The 26223-nt window shown below is 52.5% G+C and carries 15 protein-coding genes; 4 read left to right on the top strand and 11 right to left on the bottom strand.

Annotated features, from left to right (window positions below; all coding sequences use genetic code 11):
- A partial coding sequence (locus PLD04_09450; protein ID HXK68556.1) for a hypothetical protein occupies positions 1-273 on the top strand: 273 nt, incomplete at its 5' end.
- Positions 274-711: 438 nt separating this feature from the next.
- Here the strand turns inward: PLD04_09450 and PLD04_09445 are convergent.
- The 8 genes from PLD04_09445 to PLD04_09410 form a co-directional block, all read right to left on the bottom strand.
- Positions 712-5958: a putative Ig domain-containing protein gene (locus PLD04_09445; GenBank protein ID HXK68555.1), complete on the bottom strand. Its 5247-nt coding sequence runs from the start codon at positions 5956-5958 to the stop codon at positions 712-714.
- Positions 5959-6026: 68 nt separating this feature from the next.
- Entirely contained in the window at positions 6027-6947 is a 921-nt protein-coding gene (locus tag PLD04_09440) for a hypothetical protein (GenBank protein ID HXK68554.1), read from the bottom strand.
- Between the two features lie 954 nt (positions 6948-7901).
- On the bottom strand, positions 7902-8897 hold the full coding sequence (locus PLD04_09435) for an aldo/keto reductase (protein HXK68553.1): 996 nt from the start codon (positions 8895-8897) through the stop codon (positions 7902-7904).
- A gap of 145 nt (positions 8898-9042) precedes the next feature.
- A complete protein-coding gene (locus tag PLD04_09430) occupies positions 9043-15399 on the bottom strand; it encodes an FG-GAP-like repeat-containing protein (protein ID HXK68552.1) in 6357 nt (2118 codons plus the stop codon).
- Between the two features lie 126 nt (positions 15400-15525).
- On the bottom strand, positions 15526-15894 hold the full coding sequence (locus PLD04_09425; GenBank protein HXK68551.1) for a hypothetical protein: 369 nt from the start codon (positions 15892-15894) through the stop codon (positions 15526-15528).
- A gap of 122 nt (positions 15895-16016) precedes the next feature.
- Positions 16017-16526 (bottom strand): periplasmic heavy metal sensor, encoded by a 510-nt coding sequence (locus tag PLD04_09420; protein ID HXK68550.1) that lies wholly within the window; start codon positions 16524-16526, stop codon positions 16017-16019.
- Between the two features lie 121 nt (positions 16527-16647).
- Positions 16648-19449, bottom strand: coding sequence for a carboxypeptidase regulatory-like domain-containing protein (locus tag PLD04_09415; GenBank protein HXK68549.1), 2802 nt, complete (start codon positions 19447-19449; stop codon positions 16648-16650).
- 41 nt (positions 19450-19490) lie between these two features.
- Complete coding sequence (locus PLD04_09410) at positions 19491-20078, bottom strand: polyphenol oxidase family protein (protein ID HXK68548.1); 588 nt, start codon at positions 20076-20078, stop codon at positions 19491-19493.
- Between the two features lie 85 nt (positions 20079-20163).
- On the opposite strand from PLD04_09410, the gene PLD04_09405 reads away from it, so the two are divergent.
- Genes PLD04_09405 through PLD04_09395 form a run of 3 tightly spaced genes read left to right on the top strand, consistent with a single transcriptional unit; the run spans position 20164 to position 22503 of the window.
- On the top strand, positions 20164-21030 hold the full coding sequence (locus PLD04_09405; GenBank protein HXK68547.1) for a peptidase MA family metallohydrolase: 867 nt from the start codon (positions 20164-20166) through the stop codon (positions 21028-21030).
- Positions 20954-21631 (top strand): cell division ATP-binding protein FtsE, encoded by a 678-nt coding sequence (ftsE, locus tag PLD04_09400; protein ID HXK68546.1) that lies wholly within the window; start codon positions 20954-20956, stop codon positions 21629-21631. Before PLD04_09405 ends, ftsE begins: the two co-directional genes overlap by 77 nt.
- Positions 21628-22503 carry a permease-like cell division protein FtsX gene (locus tag PLD04_09395; protein HXK68545.1) on the top strand — a complete coding sequence of 292 codons (876 nt, stop codon included), beginning with the start codon at positions 21628-21630 and terminating at the stop codon, positions 22501-22503. The genes ftsE and PLD04_09395 overlap by 4 nt, the downstream gene beginning before the upstream one ends.
- A 21-nt stretch (positions 22504-22524) precedes the next feature.
- Here the strand turns inward: PLD04_09395 and PLD04_09390 are convergent, their stop codons facing one another.
- The 3 genes from PLD04_09390 to PLD04_09380 form a co-directional block, all read right to left on the bottom strand.
- On the bottom strand, positions 22525-23592 hold the full coding sequence (locus PLD04_09390; protein HXK68544.1) for a tyrosine-protein phosphatase: 1068 nt from the start codon (positions 23590-23592) through the stop codon (positions 22525-22527).
- Positions 23585-23800 carry a hypothetical protein gene (locus tag PLD04_09385; protein ID HXK68543.1) on the bottom strand — a complete coding sequence of 72 codons (216 nt, stop codon included), beginning with the start codon at positions 23798-23800 and terminating at the stop codon, positions 23585-23587. Before PLD04_09385 ends, PLD04_09390 begins: the two co-directional genes overlap by 8 nt.
- Positions 23801-23882: 82 nt before the next feature.
- On the bottom strand, positions 23883-26210 hold the full coding sequence (locus PLD04_09380) for a hypothetical protein (GenBank protein ID HXK68542.1): 2328 nt from the start codon (positions 26208-26210) through the stop codon (positions 23883-23885).
- Positions 26211-26223: the final 13 nt, after the last annotated feature.

Genomic DNA, 26223 nt, shown 5'->3' with positions numbered 1-26223 from the left:
GTTGCTACACGTTATTTTCTGGGAACCGTGGTCCCACTCACGGGGTCCACTTCAGGGAACGCCTGTCACTTTATTGGAAAATACGTCGAAGTTAAAGCAGATAAAAAACTCGTATTACAAAAAATGAAGGAGAAAATCACAGTGGGAGAATTTGATCAAAGGAATGACAAGTTTATGATCATCCCATATCATGGAAACTTAAATGATGGCTCTCTTTTTGGAGGAGCAGCCCTTGTAGTAGTGCAGCCAAACTGGATGAATCAAAAAAAATAGATCAGAACTAAGTAATATGACTTGCGCACATGATTGGCCCGTTCCCCCAAAACTGATCCACTTTCTGTGTTAGTGTTTTAGAGCCCATTAGGCTGATCGTAGCACAGATTTCACAACCAGTGGTCAACCTGCCGAAGAGTATATTAAGGTGTTTGACGTCGAGAAAACCATGGAAAACGAGGTGGAAGCCATGTGATTTCAGATGCTTGCGGACAGAGTATAAAGAGAGGAAGAAACATGATGACGGGGTAGATTGTCCTCCTGGGAGAGTAAAAAGTTGCGAAACTCATCCCATCCGCCCCGCCATCACGGCATCTAAAAAGTCGGAAATGCCCACGCAATATACAAATCCCCTAGTTCGATAGCAATACCAACAAACAAGGGGAGGTGTTACCCTCCCCTTATGCCATGGTGGTGAGCTCTGAACAGGGTCAGAGATTATGGAAGGTTCATCAGATAAACAGTCCTGTACAACTGTACACCCTGCGTGACTTCTGCTTTCACTTCTTCATCAGTGATCCATTTGTCAACGCTGTTCTGGAAATTATCGATGTTCGAGAGCACTGCCGTGGAGTTAGAGCTTGTCTCCTGAAGTTCATGCACTCGTTCCCAGTCGCGGATAAGCGAAGGCTGCTTGGAGGGGGTAGTAAAATCTGTCGGGCTTGCATAAGACAGAGTGGTGAGAACTGTGGTAAACACAAGAGCAGCGTCGATGTCTGGCTGGATCTTAATCCTCAGCGGATAATCTCCCACGGCCAGGTTCCTCACAAAGGTATTACCCACCAGGTTGAACACTGTCACAGTGTCATCATCGGTATTCGCTGTGTATCCATACCCCGCACCGTCTTTCACATGGGTATCCAAAGCAGTAGGAGCTGCATAATAGCTCTGCGTCCTTAAGGGCAGCACCAAGTCCGGGTACGCCTGGCCACCGGTGGCGGTGTCAATGGCAGAAACAGTCCCATCCTCTATATTAGTGACATACGCTAATGTGCGTATCACCCCGTTATCATTGATCGTATTAATGCTCACGTCAGATGGCTTGTTTCCCGTTACAAGATACGTATCTCTCAATACCCAGACAGTGGATAAGGTATCAGGATCGCGGACATAATCAATCATGTAGATCCGGTTCTCCTCCTGATTAACCGCATACACCGTCGCCTGGAGCGGATCGCTCATCTTATCAACTGCGAAGCTGAGTCCCTGGTTGATATTCCCGAGACCGGAGCCTGCATCGTTGCTCAAAGTAATCGGACCTAAGATCTTCTTGGAGTATTCCCAATAGTCCCAATTTGTGACTAATTCACCGCAGGGATCGCTCCCGACTTTTTTACATTGTTGCGGATTCAAGTCTAGGATTCCCAACCTTGCTGGCCTCGGTAACAACTCATACTTTTCGCATTTCGAATCCAGACAGTTGACCGCAAGCTCACCCACACCAGAAATAAACGCATAGTATCCCGGATATTTTTCCCCCTCACTATAGTTGTCAAATGTTGGTCGTCCAAGATCGAGGATTTCTATATTGAGCGGCAACAATAGATCGGTCTCAGTGTATAACCTTGTGATTCCAGCAGGCGCTCCAGGAGAGTCAGTCGAGGGGTCAAGGTCTGCATCTGCGTCATACGGGCACCAGGATTCTCCTGCTTCGCAAGACTCGCCTGTTAGATCCAGGACTGTCACGCCGCCGCTAATCGGATCGGGAGGTTCGGGAAGACCTGTAGGATAGCCCATTGTGAGATGCGTAACAAAGGCGTAATCATTTGTGGGATCTACTGCGATATCGCTTTCCCGATAGCGCGGACTGCCTTCATGGGCATCGATCATTCCCAGAAAAGATAAAATCCCCATATCTATTACTCCCGCATCGCCGCTATTCTGATCGGTTAAGAACAGGTACCTGGCCATCGCGGTACCTTTGCTGAAATCTAAGCCAGCGGGGCCGAAGGAGGAATCGAGAGCAACTGTCGGCGTCGTCGAGAGAAGATCCTGGGTGTATGTGTCAAGAATAGAAAGGTTGTAATCTCTCATATTACTCACCGCACCGTAAGCGCGGGCGGAGTACGTATTGTTGGCGCAAGTGCCAATGCCATCTAGTTGCCTTGCTAGCTTTACCTTGTAGTTCCCTTCAGTAATTATTGGTGTCGTTGCCTCATAGAGGTAGACCCATGGCGGTCCGACTTCATCCGTACCAATCCGGGGGAAAAGTTGTGATCTAGTGATATTCTCCGCACCTACTGTGACGTAGGCTGTTGGAGAATCACAGTCGTCATTTTCATTGATGAATCGTAATTCCGTTGAAGTCAAAGTTACTGGGGTGTTTGAGTAGCGATAGATAGTAAATGGCGATCCGCCTCCAACAGAACCCTTGTCTGTGACAAGTGTTTTAACGTTATCTGTTGATTCTCCGTTGTTGATGACGGCGAGATATAAGGTTTGGTCCAGTACGATTGGGTGTGGAAATACTGTTTGGGAAGTGGACGTGATTCTGAATGTCAGGGGATGGACGCCAATGGTTTCAAATGTTGGGGCCCCCACGATTCTCCAGCGGGGGGGTAGGACTCTTTCGTCATTCTGAAGATAGAGTCCGGTTGGGAGCTGTCCTTCTATAATCTCGACACGATAGAATTGATTGCCCCCTTGCATATCCAGGTAGTGGCTATAATTGCGTGCTGCACGTGCAGGTGGCAGGTAGGACTGTAAGTATAGATTATCGGGATCTCCGGTAAGAATTTTAATTACATAGCTTCGAGTGCCTACTATAGATGTGTCGTTAGTATCTGTTGCTTTAATGGTGATGTTGATAGATCCACTTGCCGTAGAAGGAGGCGTCCCAGACAGTATTCCGGTATTTGCATCCAATGTAAGCCATGTAGGAATATTGCCGGTAAGTTCTGTCCACGTATAAATCCCATAGCCTCCATGCGCAGCGAATGGGAACCTTTTGTACTGCTCTTTTACAAATATTATTTCATCGTCATAGTCTGATAAATCTGGGTAAATAGCAAGGTTTCCGCCAACGGTCGCAGAAACAGTATTGGATACTCCTTCTCGGAATGAAGAACCTACGGCGTATGGAACGACTTTATACCAGTAGGTTTCCCCGTTATACACGTTCTCGTCAAAGTATTCGGTTGCGTTGACTGTTGCAACTCTAAAGAAAGCGGTTTCAGAGTTTAAATCATTTCTCATGACGTCAAATTCTTGAGCACCCTCTACATAATCCCAAATTAGATGGACCGTAGTGTCAGCTGTTTCTGCAACAGATAGTGTGGGGGCTGAAATTATAGTTGCTGGTGGATTATTATTATTGAATACACCTGCACAAGCAATTTCATGTACATTGAATGCATTGAATAAAGCATCACTATGGTATGTGCCATTTGAAATATCCTCATCACTATCTTCATCCACAAATAATAACCGCATAAAAAGTGACCAAGGATCACAACCGTCAGAATCGTAACTTGTTGAATTACAGGCAAAGAATGTTGGTCCTAGTCCTGGAATAGCCCTGGCGAATAGTCGTTCTATTAAATTCCATGCATCGTCTTCGCTCATATGAGATGCATCATCATTATCGTCATCTGTCAGTTCTTTAAAGAAATCCCATAGGGCCATTGTGGAGATTTGGGATTCACAATGCCCTTGTTTGCCACAAGGGCCGAACGGTGGAAGATCTACAAATTCACAGAAGTTTTTAATAAATTCATCTGGCGTATACACTACAGTCGAATTATCGTGCATAGCAGGATCGATGTCACGTATACCGAAACAATAAGAACATGGGTTACCGAAGCCGTCACATTTTTCATTTGCGATGCCATCAGCTATGCATGAGTCTCTAGTCATTATTGCTGCAACTATATCGGCATAATCTTCCGAAGAATGTTGGCTAACAGCTTCATCGTATGGGTCTATTGGATCATGTATGTCTAAGCCATGTCCAAATTCATGATAGATCAAACCTGGGATTTCACCAGCGTTATTTTGGTATTTTCCTCTTGTGAGGCATAGTGTTTCATTATTCTCATTAGGGTTTGACTCATCATCTGGGATAAAAAAGCCACCATCTTCGTTGCCAGATGTTCCAATACCGCATACTTTTATATTGACTTGGATTTTTGTTGGCAATGTTAACCATTCAAGTAGACTCTTGTCAGATCCTATAGGGCTTGAACAGTTTGTAATTGCTCTCTTAGCATAATCAAATGGACGCCTGTGCTGTCTGTACATTTCTGATCGCCAAAATGTTTTAAAATAGGAGCCATGCCAAAATGATGTAATTGCGGCTGGATTATCTCCACAGTATGGACCATCGGTCGGGAGATAATATGCTGCATCATCTGAATCATCCTCATAAATAACAATATTGTTGGGTGTCCAGTTACAGCTATTATCACCTTCACTGCTATAAAACAGGACATCTTTGACTATTGGATCTGAGACTGGATTTGAACAAACATAGTTATAATTCCTTGGATAACTCAGCGAACCATTACAATCATATTGGCAAGGACAAGCTCGATCACCTGTCTCAGATTGAATATGAGAACATTCCAATGAGCTGCTTATAAATGCTTGTTGCTCAATAAATACATATGGGCCTTTTAGACGGGTTTGAAATCCTTCGTCGATATCTGGATCAGATGAAGAATATTGAAAAAATCCAGCCTGTATCGTGCAATACAAATCATTAACAGTACTATATGTGGTGGCAGTTGGATTTTCATATCCATTTATTTGGATCTCTTGTGGGATATCCGTTGCACAACATTCTCCGTAGTTATCTGCTGATGTGTAGCAATTATATCGCTTAATAATGTTGGTGTTTGGAATTAATACTTGTTCCTTGTAATTATGTGGATGATCGAATATTCCACCTCGGACTGTTGCTCGGCCAACAGTACTACTCGATTCAATAGGCATCGCACTTTTTATTTCGCCGGAATGTGCATCGACGTACACCCGGTATGCACCCTCAAGTTCTGACTGAATGTCCACCCTCCATACTAAAATGTAATCGTATCCAGCACCAATTGAGTTACTAAAGGTGGTGGATGTATCCCCGTTCTTTGATTGAGGTATTAGATATGGCGTATCACTAACTCCAATGAAGTCATAATAGTAGTTATGCTGCTCAAAGTATTCTGAAACATGCACCGTCGCATCGGATGATTGAAGAGTTGGAGTCAGAGCAATATCCACATCTCCCCACCTTGCAGTTCCAAAGCTGATTATGTTTCCATGGGCTATATTCAAGAAGAAATAGCTTCCTTTTACTGGGATGGAGTTGTAAACTCTATCGAACTTAACGAACCATCTGTCATCCACAGGATAGATTTGTGTCGGCATTAACTCAGAAACATCGATGTTAAAGAGTGATGCGTGCTTTGATATGAAGTAATAGGATTTACTGAGTATTTCTTCCTCTGATATTTCCCCTTCAAAGGGCATATCATTCATCGATCCAGGGACGAGGGGGATTCCGGGTCCATATGCATGGGCGACACGGCCACTCCGTATGTCGATGATAATGTGCCATTCGTTACCGTAAACTGATCTAAACTGAGCATTCCACTTTTGAGTGTCAGGAAAGCTTTGAAGTTCATCAATTGATTTGTAAATTGGCTGAACGTCAGCATTTTCCCAGATTTTAGTAATTCCCGATACATCAGCCATAAGAGAGCAAGAGCATAGTAGTAGCAGCCAAATCCAATGATGAGATTTCATTCAATCCCTCCTTTTTTCTATTCCCTTTCGAATGGTCTCGTATGAGCCCGTCTCAGAACATACACGCCATCAAATAAGCTGAAAAGGTACATCTTTTTATTAGGGGGGTAATAAATAATGAGACCCCCCAGCGGCGTTTTTTCTTTTATAAGGGGATACCAATTTTTATCTTTGTATAGTAATGCTCCTTGTGTTCCATAGAGTGCAACAGAACCTCCAAGCTCGGGATAGTATGCAATGCTGTAAGGTGAATAATTGTCAATATCATATCCCTGTGGAGGATTAGGATTTACTACCTCAAATGTTTGACCATCCCATTCGCATAGATTTACTTTTGCACTAGTGCTATAGCCAAAATAAATAACTTTCCTGCTTAGTTCATCATAAGTCAGATATGCATAATCCGAGAATGAAACTGATGTCGAATATATTGCAACGGATGAGCCGTCATATTCATATATTTCTGACAAATTCAAGGAGAAGAAAACTGCTTTCATGCGAACAGGATCAAATATTACATTCACTCCCATTCCATATGTGAAAGGTTTCCAGCAGAGCATCGAATCTTCCTTTAATAACCATGACATCAAATAACCCGTACTTGGGAACTGTTCACATAGTTGCCCAGTCACAAGCTCTTGCAGATTCATGTCCCAATAAAGAGAACTTGGTGAGTACAACCTGCAAGAGAAGTTACTATCTGGTTGTCTCGAACAAACTTTCTCAAAAGTGCGGCCATCGAAAAGATACATGTCATATGCGTCAGCAGGATTTGCAGATGTCGCATTAAGCAACACAATTTTTTTCCGTACTGGATCATAAGTACTTGCATTCCCCAAGTTTGTGTATGGAACTTCAATATCCAGTTTCTCCCACTTCCACCCAGCCATGAGCGAAGTAGTTATGAGCAATAAAATGATGGGCAATAGTTTATTCATGGTGCCTCCTCAGTAACCATCATTATAATCCCCATCCAATTTGAAATGCATGCGAATTTTTTATGCAATATTAATACCGGGAGATCTCATTGAAAAAATCCTTTGTAAAATAAGGCTCTTCTCAAGACGCAACTTCAATACCCTTAATTACCCCTGTTACAATCCGTAACAGAAGGTAGAGATACAATTGTAAATCTGGGGACACAATACTTATTTATCCTAGGTTCTTTTGGAATATTGCTTCCCATGAATCAAGTTTACTGCCAGGTCAATGCGGTGTCAAACCATTCAGCAGAAAGTTGCAGAACTTATCCCATAATCTCCACAAGTTTTTGTATCGCGGAATTGTCTTCGCTAAAATTGTTGTGAAACGCTTGCCTCGCTGAAGCTTTGCAAGCGAAAGCGGGTAGGCGGGCCACCCACCCCAATCATCATTTCACATAGAGCCAAGCGAACGTGGGACATGTACCCGTTACGTGTCCCTGAAGTGAGCCAGGGTTTCTTTCGAAAGAAATAGGCGTTGTGTCACGAGAATTATCCCCAGAATTAACCCAAGAATTAAAGATTACATTCTCCCCTTGCGATACTATTTCGTCATCATTTAGGGCCTGTTCCTCAAGGGATCCGGAATACTTGAATTGTGGGACGAGGCCTCGGCCATGGTCGCCCTTGGAGTGCTCATCTTTTTCGTGGCGGCGATGAGGTTCAACAAAAAGATCGACTGATCTGGTTTGGTTCGTTCCTGTCGTTCTCTACTTTACTCTACATAACGAATCATCAGACGGGCTGTCTATTCTGCCAGGATTTACCTGGATCCTGAAAGAGGAAAACCGTACGACTCTGAATTTCGCTGACTGTCAAAGGATCGTCTTCTCACGAATCAATTCCTGCCTGCCTTATCGGGCAGGCGGGTTGCCTGGAGAGATTTATGGAATGTGACTCTTCCTTCCTGGTTCACCGGTTGGTCATCGTCTGCAGGCTGGAAGGGTAGCGGTCTCCCTGGACCGTGATCGTGGAGGCTAAGGTGTCGATCCTGTTCAGATCCTCCTTCGTAAGTTCAATGTTTGCAGCCTCAATGTTTTCTTCCAGGCGTGTGAGCCGGGTGGTTCCGGGAATCGGCACGATCCAGGGCTTCCGGGCCAGAAGCCAGGCCAGGGCGATCTGCGCCGGCGTCGCATCCTTCTCGGCGGCTATCGTTGCAAGCAGGTTGACCAGGGCCATGTTCGCCTTCATGGCCTCCGGGGTGAACCTCGGCAGGGTCGTGCGGAAATCGCCCGGAGTGAAGGAGGTTGTTTCATCCATCTTTCCGGTGAGGAATCCCCTGCCCAGGGGACTGAAGGGAACAAATCCAATCCCCAGCTCTTCCATTGTGGGCAGGACGTCTTTTTCGGGCTCTCTCCACCAGAGCGAGTATTCGCTCTGGACCGCCGTCACCGGCTGGACAGCGTGGGCGCGGCGGATCGTCTCCGGGCCCGCCTCGGAGAGGCCGAAGTGCTTCACCTTGCCTTCCTCGATCAGGTCTTTTACCGTTCCCGCCACTTCTTCGATGGGGACTTCGGGATCGACGCGGTGCTGATAGAAGAGATCGATGGCCTCAACCCTGAGCCTCCGGAGCGAGCCTTCCGCCACTTCCCGGATGTGCGCCGGCCGACTGTCCAGGCCTACCCATTTCGGCCCCCCATCGGGATCGAGCCTGAATCCGAACTTGGTGGCGATGACCACCTTTCCATGGTGGGATTCGAGAGCTTCACCCACAAGTTCTTCGTTTGTGAAGGGACCATAGACCTCGGCCGTGTCGAAAAAGGTAATGCCGCGATCTAAGGCCTTATGGATCAAAGAGATCATCTCCTTCCGGTCGGCAGGAGGGCCGTATCCGAAGCTCATTCCCATACAGCCGAGTCCGAGTGCCGAGACCTTCAGGCCACTCTTTCCCAGTGTGCGTTTTTGCATATTGCCTTCCTTCCTGTGAATCCATGGATGAGGATGTAAATTACGTCGAATTTTCAATGCTCAATGCTAAGAAAGTAGTGTATCCCCGGGGAGGAAGGGAGTCAATGAAGCCTGAGCTGAGTCAGGTCCCAGCGATCGAGTGGGCTCAGGGACATGCGATGCCGGTCCGGGGCGTATCCGTAGAGTCCTTTCCCAGGGTTTCCCCGCATGGATTCTCTACGCGAATCAGGTAGAAATAGGTGATCCCGGGACCGGGAGCCGGATCTTCATCCTGTCCGGTCGTGATCGAGATGCTCGATTCTTTGCATGAAGCTCCCGAAAAATCGTCCGGGGACGTGCTTCGGATGAGATCGTAGGTCGGAGCCGTACAGCCCGTGGCTTCCGGTTCTGTCCAGGAAAAGACCGTAGGTTCGTTTCCGAGCGCCAGCAGATCGTCGACCGCATACTGCGGGATATGCCATACCTGATCGTCCAGGGGGCTGCAGTCCTCTCCATTGAGAACCCCGTCATTATCCGAGTCCCCGTCCGGTGAAAGCACAAGCGTCTCTTCGCTATCCGTGTTGTTGGTGAGAAGAGAATCAATCTCCCCGATGCTCACCGCGGCGGAATTGGAAATCGTTCCTGTTGAAGAGGGGAGAACGGTGACCGTGACCTGGACCGAACCACCCGAGGGAATCGAGCCGAGGTCGCAGGTGAGTGGATCGACTCCGGAACAGGATCCCTGGTCCGGTATGACGGACCCTGCGGTTGCCCTGAAGGAGACTTCCTCCAGCTCCGGAGATGCTCCCATGGCATCACGTTCAAATCGGACAAGGTACTGAAAATAGCGGGAGGGTGAGAGTCCGGTCAGGGCGAACTTCGGCGGATTGAGGGCGGTATTGTCCTGCTCCGTGTACCAGGTGTCCTTTGTTCCGTCGGGTCCGACGAATTTATCGCCGATACAGTTCGGGTCATCGCAGGCTCGAACCTGAACTTTGAGTCGGAGAGCCCCTCTTTCATAGAGGGTCGTCATTTCGTCGGGAGAGAGGGCATGGGAGAAGAGGGCCACCTCGTCGACCAGGCCGGGCAGGTAGAATTGCGGTGCGCCTTCCGTGGCCCCGGCCCCGATCCTCAGCGGATAGGAAGGATTCGGGTCAAAGGCTGAAGTGGCCTGGTTTACCTGGACTCCGTCCTGGAAGAATCTCAGTGTGGTTCCATCGTAGGTGACGCCTAGGTGGGTCCACCGATTCTCCATGACGGGAGATCCCTTGACCTGCACCCATCCGCTCCCGTTTCCAATCCACGCAGACCATGCGTCATCCGTTCCCGCATAGAGCATGTATCCCTCGTACGTGCCGCGGGACGTCAGGATGGAACGGTAAGTCCCCGCGCCTCCCGTGACCATGGCCCAGAGGGAAAGGGTGAACTGGGAAGGGTTGAGGTCGGCCGCATATTCCGTTTCGACGTAGGAAGTGGTTCCGTTGAACTGCAGGGCCCGGTTGAGCTTGCCCTCCGCTCCATAGGTCACCCCGTTCCGGGGGATTCCTACATGCCCGTTTCCGGACGAGTCTCCGATATTGCCCGAAGCTTCATTCAAATGGAAGAGGAGGGTGTTCCCGGTCATGTCCAGGTTTCCCCGGGGATATCCTGTCTCCGTTTCCTCGTTATCCGGGAGTTCCTTGTATGCAGGTTGTGAGGGAACCCATGCGAGATCGTGCAGGGTGACGTCCTGCTGGATATCCTTGATCGTCGACCAGAAGGAGCCGTAAAGGGGGGCCTGCCGACGAAAGATTTCCTGAATTTCCGCAAGGCTCAGTGCCCGGCTCCAGATGGCCAGCTCGTCCATGGAACCGTCGAAGAAATCGCTGGTGGCGGGGCCGGAGTCCCAGTCCTGCCCCAGCGTCCAGGCCAGACCGCCGGAGATGTCCCCCACGGTGGAGGCCAGGGTGTGGGTCCACAACGGAATTCCGTTGCGGTAGAACGTCACGTTTGTGGAGGAACCCTGCTGATTGCCGACGACGGCCAGGTACTGCCACCCGGACTGGATCGCGCCATCCTCATAAGTCTCTGTTCGAATCCGGACATGGTATCCGCCATTGTAGAGGCCCATGAGAACCTGGTTTCCACCCGCGGCGTCGTGCTTCCCGACCAGGGCCTGTTCTTTACCCGTATTTTCAATATCGACCCACAGGGCAATCGTGAAGGTGTTCCCGATGTCAAAGTAGGAGCAGTCCACCCGGTCGTCCACACCGTCGAAGAGCCCCGCCCCCGTTCCTACCTGCGATGACGAGGTAAAGATTGTTCCTCCCACGGCCGTCCCGGAGTGGCCCTGGCCGCTCGAATCGCTCCAGTCATTTTCCATATGGTAGAGGAGGACATTCCCCGTCATGTCGATCCAGCCCGAAGGAATGGCGTCTTCCAGAAGCTGGCGTTCGGTGTCCGAGTTCTCCGGCAGTTCAATCCACCCGTTCCCGTAGTCCCACTGAACCTGGTCCCCGGCACCGCCCCCGAATTCATCGATGGAGATGTCGTCATCGGTCCAGGTCTGCAGGAAATCGGAGGGGAGGAAATCGGTGAGCGTGACATGGTTGGCCTGGAGAGGGCCCAGGTTGGAAACTGTGAGAAGGTAGGTCAACGGATCGCCCAGGATAACGGGATCGTCCAGGTCGGTCTTGTCAATCGAAACATTGGTCACGGCGCAGGCGTCTCCGATCCCATCCCTGTCCCCGTCTTCCTGGTACGGGTTGAAATCATCCGGGCAGTTGTCCGCAGAGTCGGGTACCGAGTCCCCGTCCGTATCGATAATCAGGCGGATGTCGGCTTCCTCCCTGCCGTTCATGGGGATCGTCATCCAGGGGCCGTGGGCCTGGTAGGGATAGGTCGCCCGGTGATAGAGAACCCGGGTCCGCCAGTGATAGAGGGTGTTTTCCGTCAATCCGCTTACGGTCTGGTTCAACGTCGTCCCGGACACTCCCGACCCGGTCCATGAAGGGGCCCGGTCCGCTGTGGATGCATCGAGTGGGGTTCCGAAGGGTTTCACGTCCCACTCCAGCTTGAGCCGGCCGCGTCCAAAGGGGCTTCGTCCGAGGGTGAGAAGACGGAAGGAGTTGATGCCGTCGGAGGCTCCCAGAACCGCCACGGATGCAGTGTTGTCGCTGCGGTACTGACGGGGCCGAAGGGGTTTGGATGAACAGCAGTTCCCGTAGTAAACGCCTGCCCGCCCCTCGTCCTGCAGGGTATCATCAAACCAGGGCACACCGACCAGAATGTCCGAGTATCCGTCTCCGTTCACATCGCCCGCCAGGGATACCGCCGAGCCCAGACCGGCGTCCTGCTGGTTGCTTTCGATGCTCCATGCGGCCGTGGATCCAAGTCCCAGAGAGGATCCGAGGTAGAGCTCGGCCTTCCCCTCGCCGGTTTCAATGTTGGTGTAGCCCGGAATCCCGATCAGTACGTCGGAATATCCGTCCCCGTTCACGTCGCCGGCGGTGGATACCGATTGTCCGAACATTCCATTCACAAGGTTGGATTCCTTTGTCCAGGCGGGAGAGCCGGAGAGTCCCAGCGCTGAACCGTAGTACGCGAAGGCTCGTCCTTCACCCGATTGGCCGTTTTCATAGTGATCGGCTCCGATCAGGATGTCCCCGAACCCGTCCCCGTTCACATCGCCGGCCCGGGAGACGGAAATCCCGAATCGGGCATCGGCCTGGTTCGATTCCTGTGTCCAGGCAGGAGCGGAAGAGGGGCCGGAAACTGAACCCTGGTAGAGATAGGCCTTTCCCTCGGAAACTTCGCCGCCGCTGAAGCCGCTGGATCCGATCAAAACATCGCTGTAGCCATCTCCGTTGACATCGCCTGCGCCGGTTACAGAGATTCCGAAGTAAGCAAAACTGTTCTCTCCAATAGAAGACCAGAGAGGTGTGGAAGACACCCCGTTGGCCGATCCGGCGTAGGCCTGTACGAGGCCTCGCTGTGTCAATCCTCCATCATAATAAGGTGAACCCACGAGGATATCCCCCATACCGTCGCCGTTCACGTCCCCGGCCTCGGAGACTGAGTATCCGAACATTGCGTCGGGAGAGCTGCCATCGATGGCTAACGTGGGGGCTGAGACCAGACCCGAGGATGTGCCGTTATAAATAAAGACACGGCCAGTTTCACTGCCCTCGGAAGAATATCCGGGAGCTCCGATGACCACGTCGCCATACCCGTCTCCATTCGTGTCCCCTGCGCCGGAGACCGAATAGCCGAACCGGGCGTTTTCCTGGTTCCCTTCACCGGACCAGCTGTAGGTCGTACTGAGTCCCGACGAGGTTCCCTGGTAGAGGAGGGCGCGGCCTTCATTGGCTTCTCCATTGTCATATTCCGGTGCCCCGACCAGGACATCTCCATACCCGTCCCCGTTCACGTCACCCGCGTCGGATACGGAAAATCCGAAAAGGGAAAAGACATTCGCTCCGTTTTGTTCCCATTGAGGCTGAGTCGACAGGCCGTTGCTTCCCCCGTTGTACACGAAGGCCATTCCCTCATCACCGTATTCGCTGGTATTCCACCCGTAGGCACCGATTATAATCTCGCTGAACCCGTCTCCATTGGTGTCGCCGGCCGTCGAAACGGAAAAACCGAAATACCCGTAGCCTTCGTTCGAAATCTTAATCCAGGAAGGATTGGAAGAAGGTCCCGTCGCCGATCCCGTAAAGACGTACGTTCGTCCATTCCATCCGTCGTACGTGGGGTCTCCCACGATAATGTCCGCGTAACCATCGCCATTGATATCCCCGGCCGTGGATACGGACGTTCCGAGTGAGGATGAATTTCCATAGGAGTAAGACCAGCTGGGCGAGGAAGAGGGTCCCGAAGAGCTGCCGAAATAGACCTCCGCAACACCGTGGAATCCATGGTTGCGAATTCCGATCAGAAGATCAGCGTACCCGTCTCCGTTCACGTCTCCCGCCGTGGATACGGAAAATCCCACCTCGCCATGGAGGTGGTACCCTTCGATGTACCAGCTTGCCGAACTTTCCAGACCTGAGCTTGAGCCCCTGTAGAAATAGGCCCTCCCCCTGGAATAGAGCGGGTCGTAGTCATAAAAGGGCCCTCCGATGACGACGTCACCATAGCCGTCCCCGTTCACGTCTCCGGCCGTGGACACGGAGTACCCGTACTGGACCATGTACGACCCACCCATCTTGGTCCAGGCGGGTGTGGTGGAAAGACCGGAGGAAGAACCGTGATAGACCCAGACCTGCCCCTGCCACTGGGTGGAATCAGTGACCCTGGGTGCCCCCACGATCACGTCGCCGTAGCCGTCCCCGTTGATGTCCCCGGCGGTGGAGACGGAAAATCCGTAATAGGCATCCGCAATGTTGCTCTCCTTCATCCAGGCCGGTGTAGTGGCCAGCCCGGAGGACGATCCATGAAATACGTAGGCGGCACCTTCTCTGGATTGTCCATTGGAATACTCTGCTGATCCAATGATCACATCACTGTACCCGTCCCCGTTGACATCCCCGGCCGTGGATACCGAAAAACCATAATAGGCATCAACCATGGCTCCGGTTGTGGTCCAGTTTGGGGACGTCGAAAGTCCCGAGGGAGATCCGTAATAGACATTGACCTTGCCCCTGCAGGAATTCTGCTGGGGAATTCCCACGATGACATCGTCGTACCCGTCTCCGTTGACGTCTCCTGCGACCTTCACCGAGTAGCCAAGCCATTCATTGGGGTTGACTCCACTGACGCTCCAGACCGAAGTATTGGTCAGGCCGTCGATCTCGATGGGGTATTCCGCATCCTGATCCATGACGACGAGGCGGAGGATCGGCGTACCGTGCTCCGTCCGTCCCTCCAGATAAGCAGGCAGGGATATGCCGGCGGAATCCGTTACGCCTGTAATTGTGTAACGAAGAACAGCTTTTCCTCCCGGAATCGAGAGTTCGACTGTTCGGCTCCTTTCCTGGATTTCCGGGTGGAGAGTCCCGACGACGGAAAAATTGATGACCAGGTTGTCTCCATCCAAGGAAGGACGATCGGGTTGAACAGGGATGGAAATGCGATGCTGGATTCCTTCCGGAGTGTTCTGAAACGTTTCCCTCAGGTCCCTGTGGAAGCAGGTGATTGAGTTTCCCCTGACCTCGGCGTTTTCGCCTTCGACAGGCCGGACGGAACTGACTCTTCCCCACGTTTCAATACTTAATCCCCACATCCAGGAGGGAGGGGTTTCTTCCCTGGGAACGATCTGATAACCGCGATTCGAAAAAAAGACACGGAGGTTCTGGGCTCGATTGGGGGCCTGCCAGATCCCAGGTGATTCCGGCAGGGAGGTTTCCTCCTGCCAGGAGATGGAATACTCTTCCTCTGAAAGGTTCCCCTGAACCTCATTCCACCAGGTATCAAGACTTTCATTCGATTGGGAAAGAGAGATCCCGGAGAGGGAAGTTGGGGTTTCTCCTGCGTATAATCCCGATGAAAGGAGTGGGATGGACAGAATGGACAATAGCGCCAGCAGGATAGATTGTTTCATTTTCCCTCCAGGAATGGAGAAAGCAACATCCCTTCACTGATACTACAATCCGCTATTTCCCCGGATTTGTCAATTGTTGGTTACAACGATTCCTGCGTAAAATCGATTTGTTTTCTGTTTTTCGATTCAATATTCAGGATTCTCCTGCGATTCGATACGGCTGTTCCAGGATCCCTGAAGATCCGGGAAAGCCTGCCAGGTCAGTGTGATATTGTCCATCCACGTAAGCTCCTGACAGCATCCGGGGAACCTTTCGCTGACCGTGACCGTCTCGGACTCACGGTTGAGCAGGTAAATCCTGAATCCCGGCACGTTTCCGGGCGTATCCCATCGAACCAGGGCCAGAGCCTCACCGTCCTCACGGAGAGCCTTCAGATCCTGCCAGTCCGTCTCAGGCAGGTCAGGAACCCAGGGGCCGGAAATGGAAATCCGGCAAATGTTGAACGGGGACCCCATACGGATCTCTGTGGTATCGGAAAAGGTAACGTCAATCATGATCACCCCCTCATGCTGCATTGTTTCATAAGCGGGCGGGATGGACAAGAGAAATCGGGCAGATAAAAAACAGCCGGGGCATGGCCCCGGCGCAAGGTGTGAATCACCAGAGGGTGGTGGAATTATCGACGGAATCCCCGGTCTCCGCGGAAGTCCCGGTCCCGGTTCCCCCGTTCTTCCCGGAATTCTTCCCTTCGGTCCTGTCTCTTTTCCTTTCGATCCGCCCGATGGGCTTTCATCTGGTTCCACTGTTCCAGCGTAAGGATGGCGCGGGACTTGATCAGCATCTCCGTGCGTGCGGACTCCATGACCGATCGTGCCCGGTTGATTTCGTCGGCCAGCCTCAGGGCTTCGGACTCGACGAAGGGATCTTTCTGAAGGGCCTGGTCCATTTTGAGACGGAGCTTTTCAAGATTGGCCCGAAGATCGATCATCTTCTCGGCGTGTGCGGTGTGAAGGGTGGTCAGGGCGTCAATCTGTTCCTGGGAGAGGTTCAGGGCTTCCTGGACCTGGGGAAGGGTCCACCATTGACCGTGAGGTCCCTGGAGTCCCTGGGGACCCTGAGGACCGGGTTGTGCCATCAGGGCGGCGGTCAGGGTGATGCATCCGATTGCGAGGGCGAGGTGTTTCATCTGTATCTCCTTTCATTTCCTGCGTGCGTCCATGGTGTTCGTTCCTGTGTGCTACATCTCCATAGACGGACGTATCCCCCGCAGGGATGACATCCTGGGTTTGATATGTTTACCGGTTCGATCAGAAGGAGTATCGGAGGCCGATCTGGAATTGACGGGGGGCTCCCGGCAGAGTTTCATCTCCAAAGGTGGGATTGAGAACGACGTTCCCTTCGGCATCCTTCATGGTGTAGACGTACTGGTCGGTTGTCCAGTTGGCCCAGTCAAAGAGATTGAAGGCATCGAGCATGATCATGAGAGATCCCGGGCCAAGGGGGTGGGTGTAGGAAAGTCTGAGGTCGAGCGTCTTGTACGTGGGTTGACGAAAAGTGTTTCGTCCGTAGTGGACGCCATCATAGGTCGCAAAATCGGTATAGTACCCGTCCCCGTTGCTGTCGGCGTGGCTCAAAGCCGTATAAGGGAATCCCGACTGGGCGATGGCCTGTCCGCTCAGGGCCCATCGGGGATGAAAGGACCAGCTGCCATAGACGACAACCCGGTGGGGAGAGTCGAAGCTGCTGTTTCCCCACGAGGAAGAGAGATCATACTGATCTTCGGGAAAGAGGTCCCGGGTTGATGTACTGCGCTCATTCGAATCGTTGTCCTTACTTTTTGAATAGGTGTAATGGGCATGAAGGAAGAGATCTGGACTCCGATACCGGGCCTGGACCGTGATGGCGCTGTATCGGCCCCATGAATCCGACACAAAAGCGACCATTCTCTTGAAATCTGAATTGGGGCGGTTCCTGGAGTCATACTGGTTTTCTCCGAGGATCGTAAGGTTCTGGTCCTGCTTGCGCTCCAGTCGGTCGAAGGCGGCATAGTGTCCACCGATGCTGACGGTCCACCGCCGCCCCAGTGCCTGCTCGTATTCAAGGACGGTCCGATCGACGCGGGGCTGTTCAAAGTCGGAGGCGAAGTAGTAGACATCGGGTGTTACCTCCGCCAGATCCCCCGCGTCGTGGAGGGTATTGGGGAAGTCGGGCATGGCCGGATCGTCTGCGCCGACATTGAATCTTGAAACGGTGACTCCGTTAAAGAGGTACGGTGTGGCGACAAGAAGGGCCGGTGTCGTGGAAACGAACCGACCCCATCCTCCACGAAGAACCCGGGTTCCGTCTCCCTGGATATCCCAGGCAAAGGAGATACGGGGGGAAAAATCGGAGAAGGAAGGGGCTTCGTTGGCAGGGGGTAGAAGGGGGTTCTTCAGGTCGGGATCGGAAAAGGTCTGACGCTCGTAACGTAACCCGCCGGTCAGGGTCCAGCGGTCCCAGCGGTAGGTGTCCTGAGCGTAGAGAGCCATGTATGTGGAGTCAAATTCAACGAGTCCATTCACGTCAGAGAAGGATTGAGTAAATTGCGAGGGTTCCCCTGAAAAAAAATCATTCCACGATTCATAAAAGTAAGACCCCTGCTGGTAACGGTAAAACCAGTCGGAGAAGGAAGACCAGACGCCCCGGGCTCCCAGACGAAAGGTGTGGGCCTTCCAGAAAAAGGTGAAGTTGTCCCGGAATTCCAGGATTTTCTCCTCCACACTGTTGGGGAGATAGTTTTTCTGGCCGAAGGTTGCCTCATAGCCTGACCCGATAATAACTTCGGGCAGGCCGGTGACCGTGGCCTCCCTGGGCCGGTTTTCATCGGCGTACTGAAATACGATTTCATTTGCCGTACCCTGTCCGAGAACCGAAGTCAGGTGAAAGGCAAAGGACCAGAAATCATCCTTTTCAATTCCGTTGTTGGAATATCCCGTAGTGCGGAAATCGTCGGTCAGGTTCATTCCTTCCTGATTGGATCGCTGAATTCGGGCTGAGAGTGAATGTTCGGTAGAAAGCTGTCCATCGATTCTTACCAGAAACGCTTCTTCGTCGTTGGTCTGGTTGATCGTTCCCGTTTCCCTGTCCAGGTTGAGGAATTGGCTCAGATATGCGATGTTGTCGGGGTTGTTCAGAGCCCCGGTGGGGTCGTCCCATTCCCGGAAGGTCGGATGGGAATAGTCCTGGATGTCGGCACTCAGAAAGTAAAACCAGGTCGGGCTGAAGGGACCGCCCAGGGTCAATCCGTACTGGGTCTGCTCGAAATCCTCGGGTTCGCGGTCCGCCGCGTCTTTTCCAACCAGAGCATCGTTTTTGAAATAGAGAAAGACGTCACCCATGAGGGTGGAGGAACCGCTCCGGGTTACAGCGTTTACAATGCCGCCCGCGGCACCTCCATACTGAACGGAAAAGGGGACCTGGGAAATCTGGAACTCGGCCACGGCGGTCTGGGAGAGCGTGAAAGGAGGAAGGGTCCCGCCCCGCTCCTCGCCAAAGAAAGAGCTGTTGTTATCCACGCCGTCCAGAAAGTAAGAGGTAAAAATGCCCCGGCCTCCGCCGATGTGGATCCGTTCCTCTGAATCGCTGACCACCTGGGGAGCTAAGGCCACGAGGTCGGAAAAGTCCCTTCCGTTGAGCGGAAGAGAAGCCAGTATGTCCGTGGGAATGTGGGTCACGGAGTCAGTCGTTGTGGAGGGGATGGGGGGGATCGACGAGCGAACGCTGACCTCTTCCACAAATCCCTCTTCCACGAGGATGAGGGTCAACGGGAGTTCCTGGCCCAACACCAGTTCGAAATCCGATTCCGTTGCCAGATAGTTCTCCAGAGAGGCGGAGGCCGTGTACATACCGGCCGGCATAAAGTCGACGAGGAACTCGCCCTCTGTGTTGGAGGTGGTGATAAAGATCTTTCCCGTTGGGTTATGAGTAAAGGAGACGGTAACCCCGGAAAGGGGCCTTCCGACCTGATCGATGGTTTCTCCAATAATGCGGGAACTGTCCGGGTTGACCTGAGCAAACATTATGGCGGAGCCGAGCAGAATGGATATTATAAGGAGATTCCTGGTTCTCATAAGCCCTCCATTGATATCTATACAATACGCAATTTTCCGTATTATGGCAACTGGACGATAGCCGAAATGATCCGGGATGCGTTCTCGCCTTCGCGACGATAACTGGGAAGCTTACGAACCGAACATTGGGTGCACCAGGGCAGATGGGTGATCCCGTCGGCGCCTATTCCCGATTCGATCAGCTGCTGCACGGCGCAGGCTCTCAGGTCCAGAAACGGCCCCTTCATAAAAGATGGGAAATGGTGGGCTACGTCATCTCCCACTTCGTAGCAGCAGGATCCGATACAGGGGCCGATCAGGACACGAAGACCTTCCCGGTTTTCCACCGCTCTCAGAAAAGAGGGGATCACGCCGGCGACGAGTCCCCGCCATCCTGCATGGACGGCACCCACACCGTGGTTGTTCCAGAAGAGAAGGGGAATACAGTCCGCAGTCTTGACGCCGATCCAGATGTCCGTGCGATCGGTCCAGACCGCATCGGCTTCCGGAATGGGGCCCTCTGAATCAACCACATGGTGTACGCGGGCACCATGGATCTGCCTGGGTAGAAAGGGACAGATCTCCGATTCCTGTTCCGGAAGAAAGATGCGAATCCGGGCTGTTCCTTCTCTGGACTCGTAGATAGGCATATCTCCGTTTATATCATAGAATGGGAGGATGGATATCTGTTCGGTATTGAAATTGCGGGCAGATCAAACTGGACATGAGGATTGAATGCTGAAATTTCTAACTCTCCTGATCTTTCTTCAAACCTCCCCCTTTGTTGTACATGCTCCAAAGGGGTACGAGGATTTTGAATCCTGGATCCGTACTGCAGGAGAGGAGCGTTTGAAATCAATGGAGCAGAGTCTGGGAGTCCCGCTCCCCCGGGGATATGCCGTCTATCTGATTCCGCCCGATCAGGGGGATCTGCCGGACTGGGCTGCCGGGTGGGCTTCTCCGGGCCGTATTACCCTGCGTATCCGCAAAATGGAAGACGTTCCGGAAGTCTTCACCCATGAACTGGCCCATGCAATAATCTGGAATGCATCGGGTCACAACGATCTGCCCCGATGGTTTCAGGAAGGCCTGGCCATGTACCTTGCCGGAGAATCGACCGCCCTGTGGTCCCGGGTGGTCGTTTCCGTGGAGGGGGGGCCGTCCCTGATCTCCCTGAATCACACCTTTCCATCCGAAGGAAGTGCAGTTACCCAGGCGTACGCCAAATCGTACCTGGCTGTTCATGTGATGATCCGGAGGGTCGGAATGGAAGGGATTCGTACCCTTTTGTCCGAAGTCAGGAGAGGAAAGAATTTCGATACGATCCTTATGGATGTTGCAGGATTGAATATTCCGGGCCTGGATTCCACGATGAAGCGAAGAGTCCGATGGAGTTATGTTTACCTCCCCCTTATTACCTCATCTTCATTCCTGTGGCTTGCTCTCACTGTCTTTTTCATTGTAGTGTATATACGGAAACGAACCCGGGCCAGAGAAATTCTGGCCTCCTGGGAGGACGAAGCGAATGATCCAGATGTACCATGTGACGAAACACTACCCCCCGGGGATCCGGGCGTTGACCGATGTCAACCTCCAAATTGACAAGGGGGAATTTGTCTTTATTACCGGTCCTTCCGGGGCAGGCAAGTCAACCCTCCTTCGTCTGATTTTCAGAGGCGATATCCCCTCTTCCGGTCAGATCCTTGTAAATGGCCGAAACGTGACGGCTCTCCCGGAATCAAAAGTACCTTACCTTCGAAGGACCATTGGCGTTGTCTTCCAGGATTTTAAGCTTATCCAGCGGAAAACCGTGTTCGAAAATATCGCCTTCATTCTGAATGTTCTGGGTGTTCCCTATTCCGAGCAAAGGCGAAAAGCCTACCAGATCCTCAAGCTGGTGGGTCTTCACCACCGGATGAATGCACTTCCCAACCAGCTGTCCGGTGGAGAGCAGCAGAGAGTGTCCATCGCCAGAGCTCTCATTAACCACCCCTCTCTTCTGATTGCGGACGAGCCCACCGGAAACCTGGATCCCGATATGGCCCGGGACATCATCGCTCTCTTTGAGAAGCTAAATTTCAGAGGGACCACGGTCATCGTGGCTACGCACAATCTTCTCATGGTGGAACAGATGCGGAAACGTACCGTCCGCCTTGAACATGGAAGGGTTACCTTTGACAGCCGCGAGGAGGCTGCCTCGTGAGGCAGGTGCTGTACTTTATCCGGGAAGGTCTGAAAATTTTACTTTTCCATCGTCGGATTTCTCTTCTGGCCATTGGTGTTGTTGCTCTTACGCTCTTTGTGGCGGGTCTTTTCTTCCTGGTTACAGAGAACCTGAGCGGTCTGGAATCTCAGTGGCGGAACCAGCAGCGGCTGACCGTTTACTATACCGCAGATGCCGGTGAAGAGGATATTGAAAAGGTGGACACGCTTCTCAAAGGTTCAGCCGAAGTTCTGTCCCACACCTTCGTGGACGAGAGCCAGGCCCTGGATAACTTTCGATCCACCTTTCCCTCCCTTGAAAAGGTCGTGGATCTGGTGGGAGAGAACCCCTTTTCGGCCTATACTGTCGTTCTTCTGAAGCCCGGTGCGGAAATTGAGGTGCAGGGCCTTATCAGCCGGCTCAATCTGAATGAATCGGTTTCCGATGTTCAATACGACGTGACCTGGTTGAAAAAGCTCAATTCCATGGTGATGTTCCTGCGTTTTGTCGGAATCTTTTTCGGTCTTCTGCTGGGTGTCGGGGCTGTGGTGACCGTAACGAACGTTGTGCGTATGGCTACGCTGGTCCATGAAGATGAGATTCGTATTTTATGGCTTGTGGGTGCGACCCCCTCCTATATCAGGGGTCCCTTTATGATGCAGGGAATTCTTCTGGGTATCGGAGGTGGACTGTTTTCGCTCCTCCTGCTTTTTGTGGCCTACCATGTCATCCTCCATCAGGTTCAGGCCAATTTTTCCATCCTTTGGAACTTTCTGGCCGTCTCCTTTCTCCCCATTCCCTATATCGGTGCGATTGTGATTGCCGGATTTCTCTGCGGCATTCTGGGAAGTTTTATTACCTTGCGAGGGTAAGGAAAGGCTTTCCCTGAAGCATTAAAGGGCAGGGTCTGTCCCTCGAGCGTCCACAAAGCGATACGTTGCCGGTGTGGCTCGAACATAGAACCACGTAACCATTTCATCCACCATATCAAGTTGATAGAGGTAGGTCCCCGGATGAGGCGGGGCAAGAAAGGTGAAGGTAAGCTCTCGCATCTCCCCAGGCTCCCAGCGATCTTCTTCCATGCCGACGCGAAGGACGTCATTCGATTCCGCCCTGTGCCTGTGAAAGTAAAGCTCCAGGTCTTCTTCCGCAACAGGTGGAAGGGTTTCCAGAGGGCCGAGAACCCGTAACCCGAATCGAATTCCCTTCAGGGTCTCGGAATGCATCATCCAGGCCTGATCGGACAGATTCGTCACCTGGACGACTCCTTTGCAGGAGGCCCCGGGTTCGATCTGTCCCGGAAAGGTGATGACCTCGATCTTCCTTGCATAGGGGGGCGGATAGTAATCATCGAGGCACCAGGTCTGAAACAGCTTCGCACTATGGGGTTGACCGCTCTTTTGAAGGAAGGTTTCGTAGCGGGCGAAAAAGTTGTGGAGAGGACATGTCTCTTTTTTGCAGAAATGGAGTTTTCGCCAGGACAGCTGGCGTAGAGCCTTTGGAAGCGGCTCTCCATTCAGGATTTCGAAGATCACTGCCGCCAGGCCCGTTCTGTCCTTTCCGGAATGGCAATGAACCAGGATAGGACGTGGGGATGAATTCCAGATGGAAAGCAGGGTGCGGATGGTGCGGTCCGACGGCAGGCGGGAGGCGCTGGCTTCGATTGCGATATAGGTCAGGCCGCGGGTGTCGCAGAGTTCCTTCTCCTTTCGGTACCATTCGTCTTCCTCGTGTTCCCCCCGCAGGGAAATGACGGAATGGATGCCGTATTTCTGGATCAACCGGGTGAGGGATTTTGAAGATAACTGAGCACTCCGAATAACCTGCCCTTCCGCGACAGAGTGAACGTTGGTGGAGATGAAGCCATAAAGTAGAGAAAGAATGCCGGCGACGGAGATGAGAATAATCCAGGCCAGAGGCGAAAGAAGCCGTTTGGGTCGTGAAGAAGGATGATCAGCCACGGCGTAACCCGAGAGCATAGAGATGGAGAATGCCGATCCCCGTCAGGAAACCTCTGAATGCGGAGGACGTCATGAGATCGGGAGCGATCACGGTGGCGGGATGGAGGATCCATCGGGCTGTCCAGGGGAGGATGATGAGATAGATGCCCGCCAGAAGAAGATAGACGTCGATGAACTGCGAGCGGGGAGGGCGTGTCGGAGAAGGCATCGGAAACATTATACGTATCCTTAAAGACATGGAAAAGCCCCGGCATGGTAAGCCGGGGCTTTAAAACAAATCAGGAGTCAGCTCAACGCCGTGAACTATGGGATACCGAGTGTCCGGAAGAAGACGAAGAACTCGATTTTGATGAGGATCCGGTGGAACGGCTGGAAGAAGAAGATTTCGAGCGGGTGGATGAACTTTTACCTGAGGATGTGCTGGAACCTCCTCCCGTGATCGTTCGGATGACCCGGGAAAGGGTTCGGGAGAAGGAGGATTGGGAAGACTGCGGGGAAGAGGTCGAAGTATAACCTCTATGGGACGTTACCGGACTGGAATTGTGTGTCGTCGTGGTCCGGCTGGTATCCACGGATCGGTAGGTTGTATTCGAAGGAGTAATGGGCGTGCGATCGGTAACCCGCGCTGAAGAAACGGATGTACGTTCCCCGGACGAATAGGTTGTAGAAGATGGATGGGATTCGAGTGGTGAGCGATAACTGGAATTCTGATAAAGAGAGATCGTATCGCGGGACGAAGAGGCCCTGCCCTGGGTTCCATTGGATGAAGGCTTTTCAGAGGAAGGGGAGGTTGAGGAGGATCCGGACGAAGGGGAGGTTGAGGAGGAACCGGTGGATGGTGTGGAGGAGGGTTCACGGGAGGGAGGAGTCGTCGTGGAAGAGGAAGGCTTGTCCGTTCGGGACGATCCGGAACCGCCAGATCCGGCAACCGGCGTACGGTCACGGTTTGGGGAAGGCGAAACGGCGGTCGGGGAGGAGGTGCCTCTCTCGCGGCTCGTGTCTACAGAGGGACGCTCGTTCACGGGGGATCGATCCAGTCCTGTGATCTTTCTCGTGCCCTCGGCCGTCGCATCGCCGGAACGGCGGGTGTCGGCTCCAATCTCTCGACTACCCGTGACTCCCTCCGCGGTGCTTTTGGACCGGGTGAGATCATATCGGCTGGGATGCACAGGTTCTGCAGTCTTGGTCCGCTCCGTCAGAGCAGTGCGTGAGACTGTGTTTGAAGGACGGAAGGAATCAAAGGGGTCCTTCCCCTCTCCGGTACGGACCAGGCTGGACTGCAGAAGCTCACGGCCCTCCGAGGACAGGGATACCTTTTCCCTGGCTGAGAAGAGACTGGTGACGTCTCGCTGGTCCTTAACATTCGTTGATAGACGCCGATATGCCGCCGAAGGATCCCGAAGCTCATCGGTCGTCAAAGGCAGGTGCCGCGTCGTGACGATGGCCTTGTCATTTCGAATTTTCGCCACCTGTTCAGGTGAGTAGATCCGGTGGGGAAGGTCCCTGGCGAGGAATCCGCCGGAAGATACGACGATCCATGGGTTACGGTCTCCGGCCCATACGGAGGTATAGCCATGGATACGGTGATAGCAATCCCAGCAATGGGGGGGTCTCCAGTACCAGGGGTCATACCCCCACCACCACCAGTCGTAGTATCCGATGGGGCACCACCCGATCCATCCGGGGCCAACCGACCAGTAAACCCAGGCACCGGACCACACGTAACCGGGGAACCAGATCCAGCCGTGCGATGGAGAAAATACCCATCGGCCGTAGTGGTAGGTGACATACCCCCAGGGTTCGTAGGACATCCAGTAGTAGCCCCCGGGATAGTCATACCAGTATCCGGATGTGTAGGGCCGCCATTCGACGGTCACAACGGGACGCCAGGCATAGGTTGAATATTCGGGAACGTAGACCCAGGAACCATGGTCATCCAGAACATAGCTGTAGGAACCCAGCGAATCCCCCGCATATCGACGGGATTCGGAGTTGTTCCGGCGCTGGATGGTGGCCTGGAACCAGCGATCGAAATCATCCAGGCTCCGGGACCTCAGTCCGAAACGTTCAATATACCCGTCTTCATAAATGTAGGCCATTTCATTTCGGCCCACTGTGGCGGAACCCCGGGATGTGGAAATCTCCACTTCACCATCGAAGACCTTGACGGTTACTCTCCGGGACCCCGTATCCACACGAGCCAGTGTGGCCTGGCCAAGATAGAGATCGGCGAAGGAACATCCAAGAACGGGCACTTCCCCGGAATAGGCTTCCATGGGGGAGTAAAAGGCCGTGGATCCGTTCTGAAGGAAGAGATAGGTCCGACGATCCGGATATCCATCAGTGTAGGCGAGTGCGCGCATGTCCAGACGGGTCTGTCGATCAAGAAAGGCCAGATTTCCGTCACTGAGAGCAACGATCATTCTTCCGCTGTCCCGGGTGTTCAGGGTGTCCCCGGGGTATACGGGAAGGTTGACCTGTGCGGCAATGGTTTCGCCATTCCGAGCCGGAACGATCAATCCTTCATTTTCAAGGTACTGGATGTAGGAAACTCCGGGTTCGGCAGCAAAGAGAGCTGTTGAGGCCAGTATTGCGAAGAAGAGTGCGAATCGTTTCATGTTGTCCTCCTCG

This window comes from Thermoanaerobaculia bacterium (assembly GCA_035593605.1).
Classification (GTDB): Bacteria; Acidobacteriota; Thermoanaerobaculia; order UBA2201; family DAOSWS01; genus DAOSWS01.
Note: the sequence above shows the minus strand (reverse complement) of the source record. Positions and strands in the feature narration are given on the sequence as shown.

What these genes read in the sequence shown, in the direction of transcription:
- PLD04_09445 (HXK68555.1), bottom strand. Translation starts at nt 5,958, where the DNA reads ATGGCTGATGTATCGGGAATTACTAAAATCTGGGAAAATGCTGACGTT.
- PLD04_09440 (HXK68554.1), bottom strand. Translation starts at nt 6,947, where the DNA reads ATGAATAAACTATTGCCCATCATTTTATTGCTCATAACTACTTCGCTC.
- PLD04_09435 (HXK68553.1), bottom strand. Translation starts at nt 8,897, where the DNA reads ATGCAAAAACGCACACTGGGAAAGAGTGGCCTGAAGGTCTCGGCACTC.
- PLD04_09430 (HXK68552.1), bottom strand. Translation starts at nt 15,399, where the DNA reads ATGAAACAATCTATCCTGCTGGCGCTATTGTCCATTCTGTCCATCCCA.
- PLD04_09425 (HXK68551.1), bottom strand. Translation starts at nt 15,894, where the DNA reads ATGATTGACGTTACCTTTTCCGATACCACAGAGATCCGTATGGGGTCC.
- PLD04_09420 (HXK68550.1), bottom strand. Translation starts at nt 16,526, where the DNA reads ATGAAACACCTCGCCCTCGCAATCGGATGCATCACCCTGACCGCCGCC.
- PLD04_09415 (HXK68549.1), bottom strand. Translation starts at nt 19,449, where the DNA reads ATGAGAACCAGGAATCTCCTTATAATATCCATTCTGCTCGGCTCCGCC.
- PLD04_09410 (HXK68548.1), bottom strand. Translation starts at nt 20,078, where the DNA reads ATGCCTATCTACGAGTCCAGAGAAGGAACAGCCCGGATTCGCATCTTT.
- PLD04_09405 (HXK68547.1), top strand. Translation starts at nt 20,164, where the DNA reads ATGCTGAAATTTCTAACTCTCCTGATCTTTCTTCAAACCTCCCCCTTT.
- ftsE (HXK68546.1), top strand. Translation starts at nt 20,954, where the DNA reads ATGATCCAGATGTACCATGTGACGAAACACTACCCCCCGGGGATCCGG.
- PLD04_09385 (HXK68543.1), bottom strand. Translation starts at nt 23,800, where the DNA reads ATGCCTTCTCCGACACGCCCTCCCCGCTCGCAGTTCATCGACGTCTAT.
- PLD04_09380 (HXK68542.1), bottom strand. Translation starts at nt 26,210, where the DNA reads ATGAAACGATTCGCACTCTTCTTCGCAATACTGGCCTCAACAGCTCTC.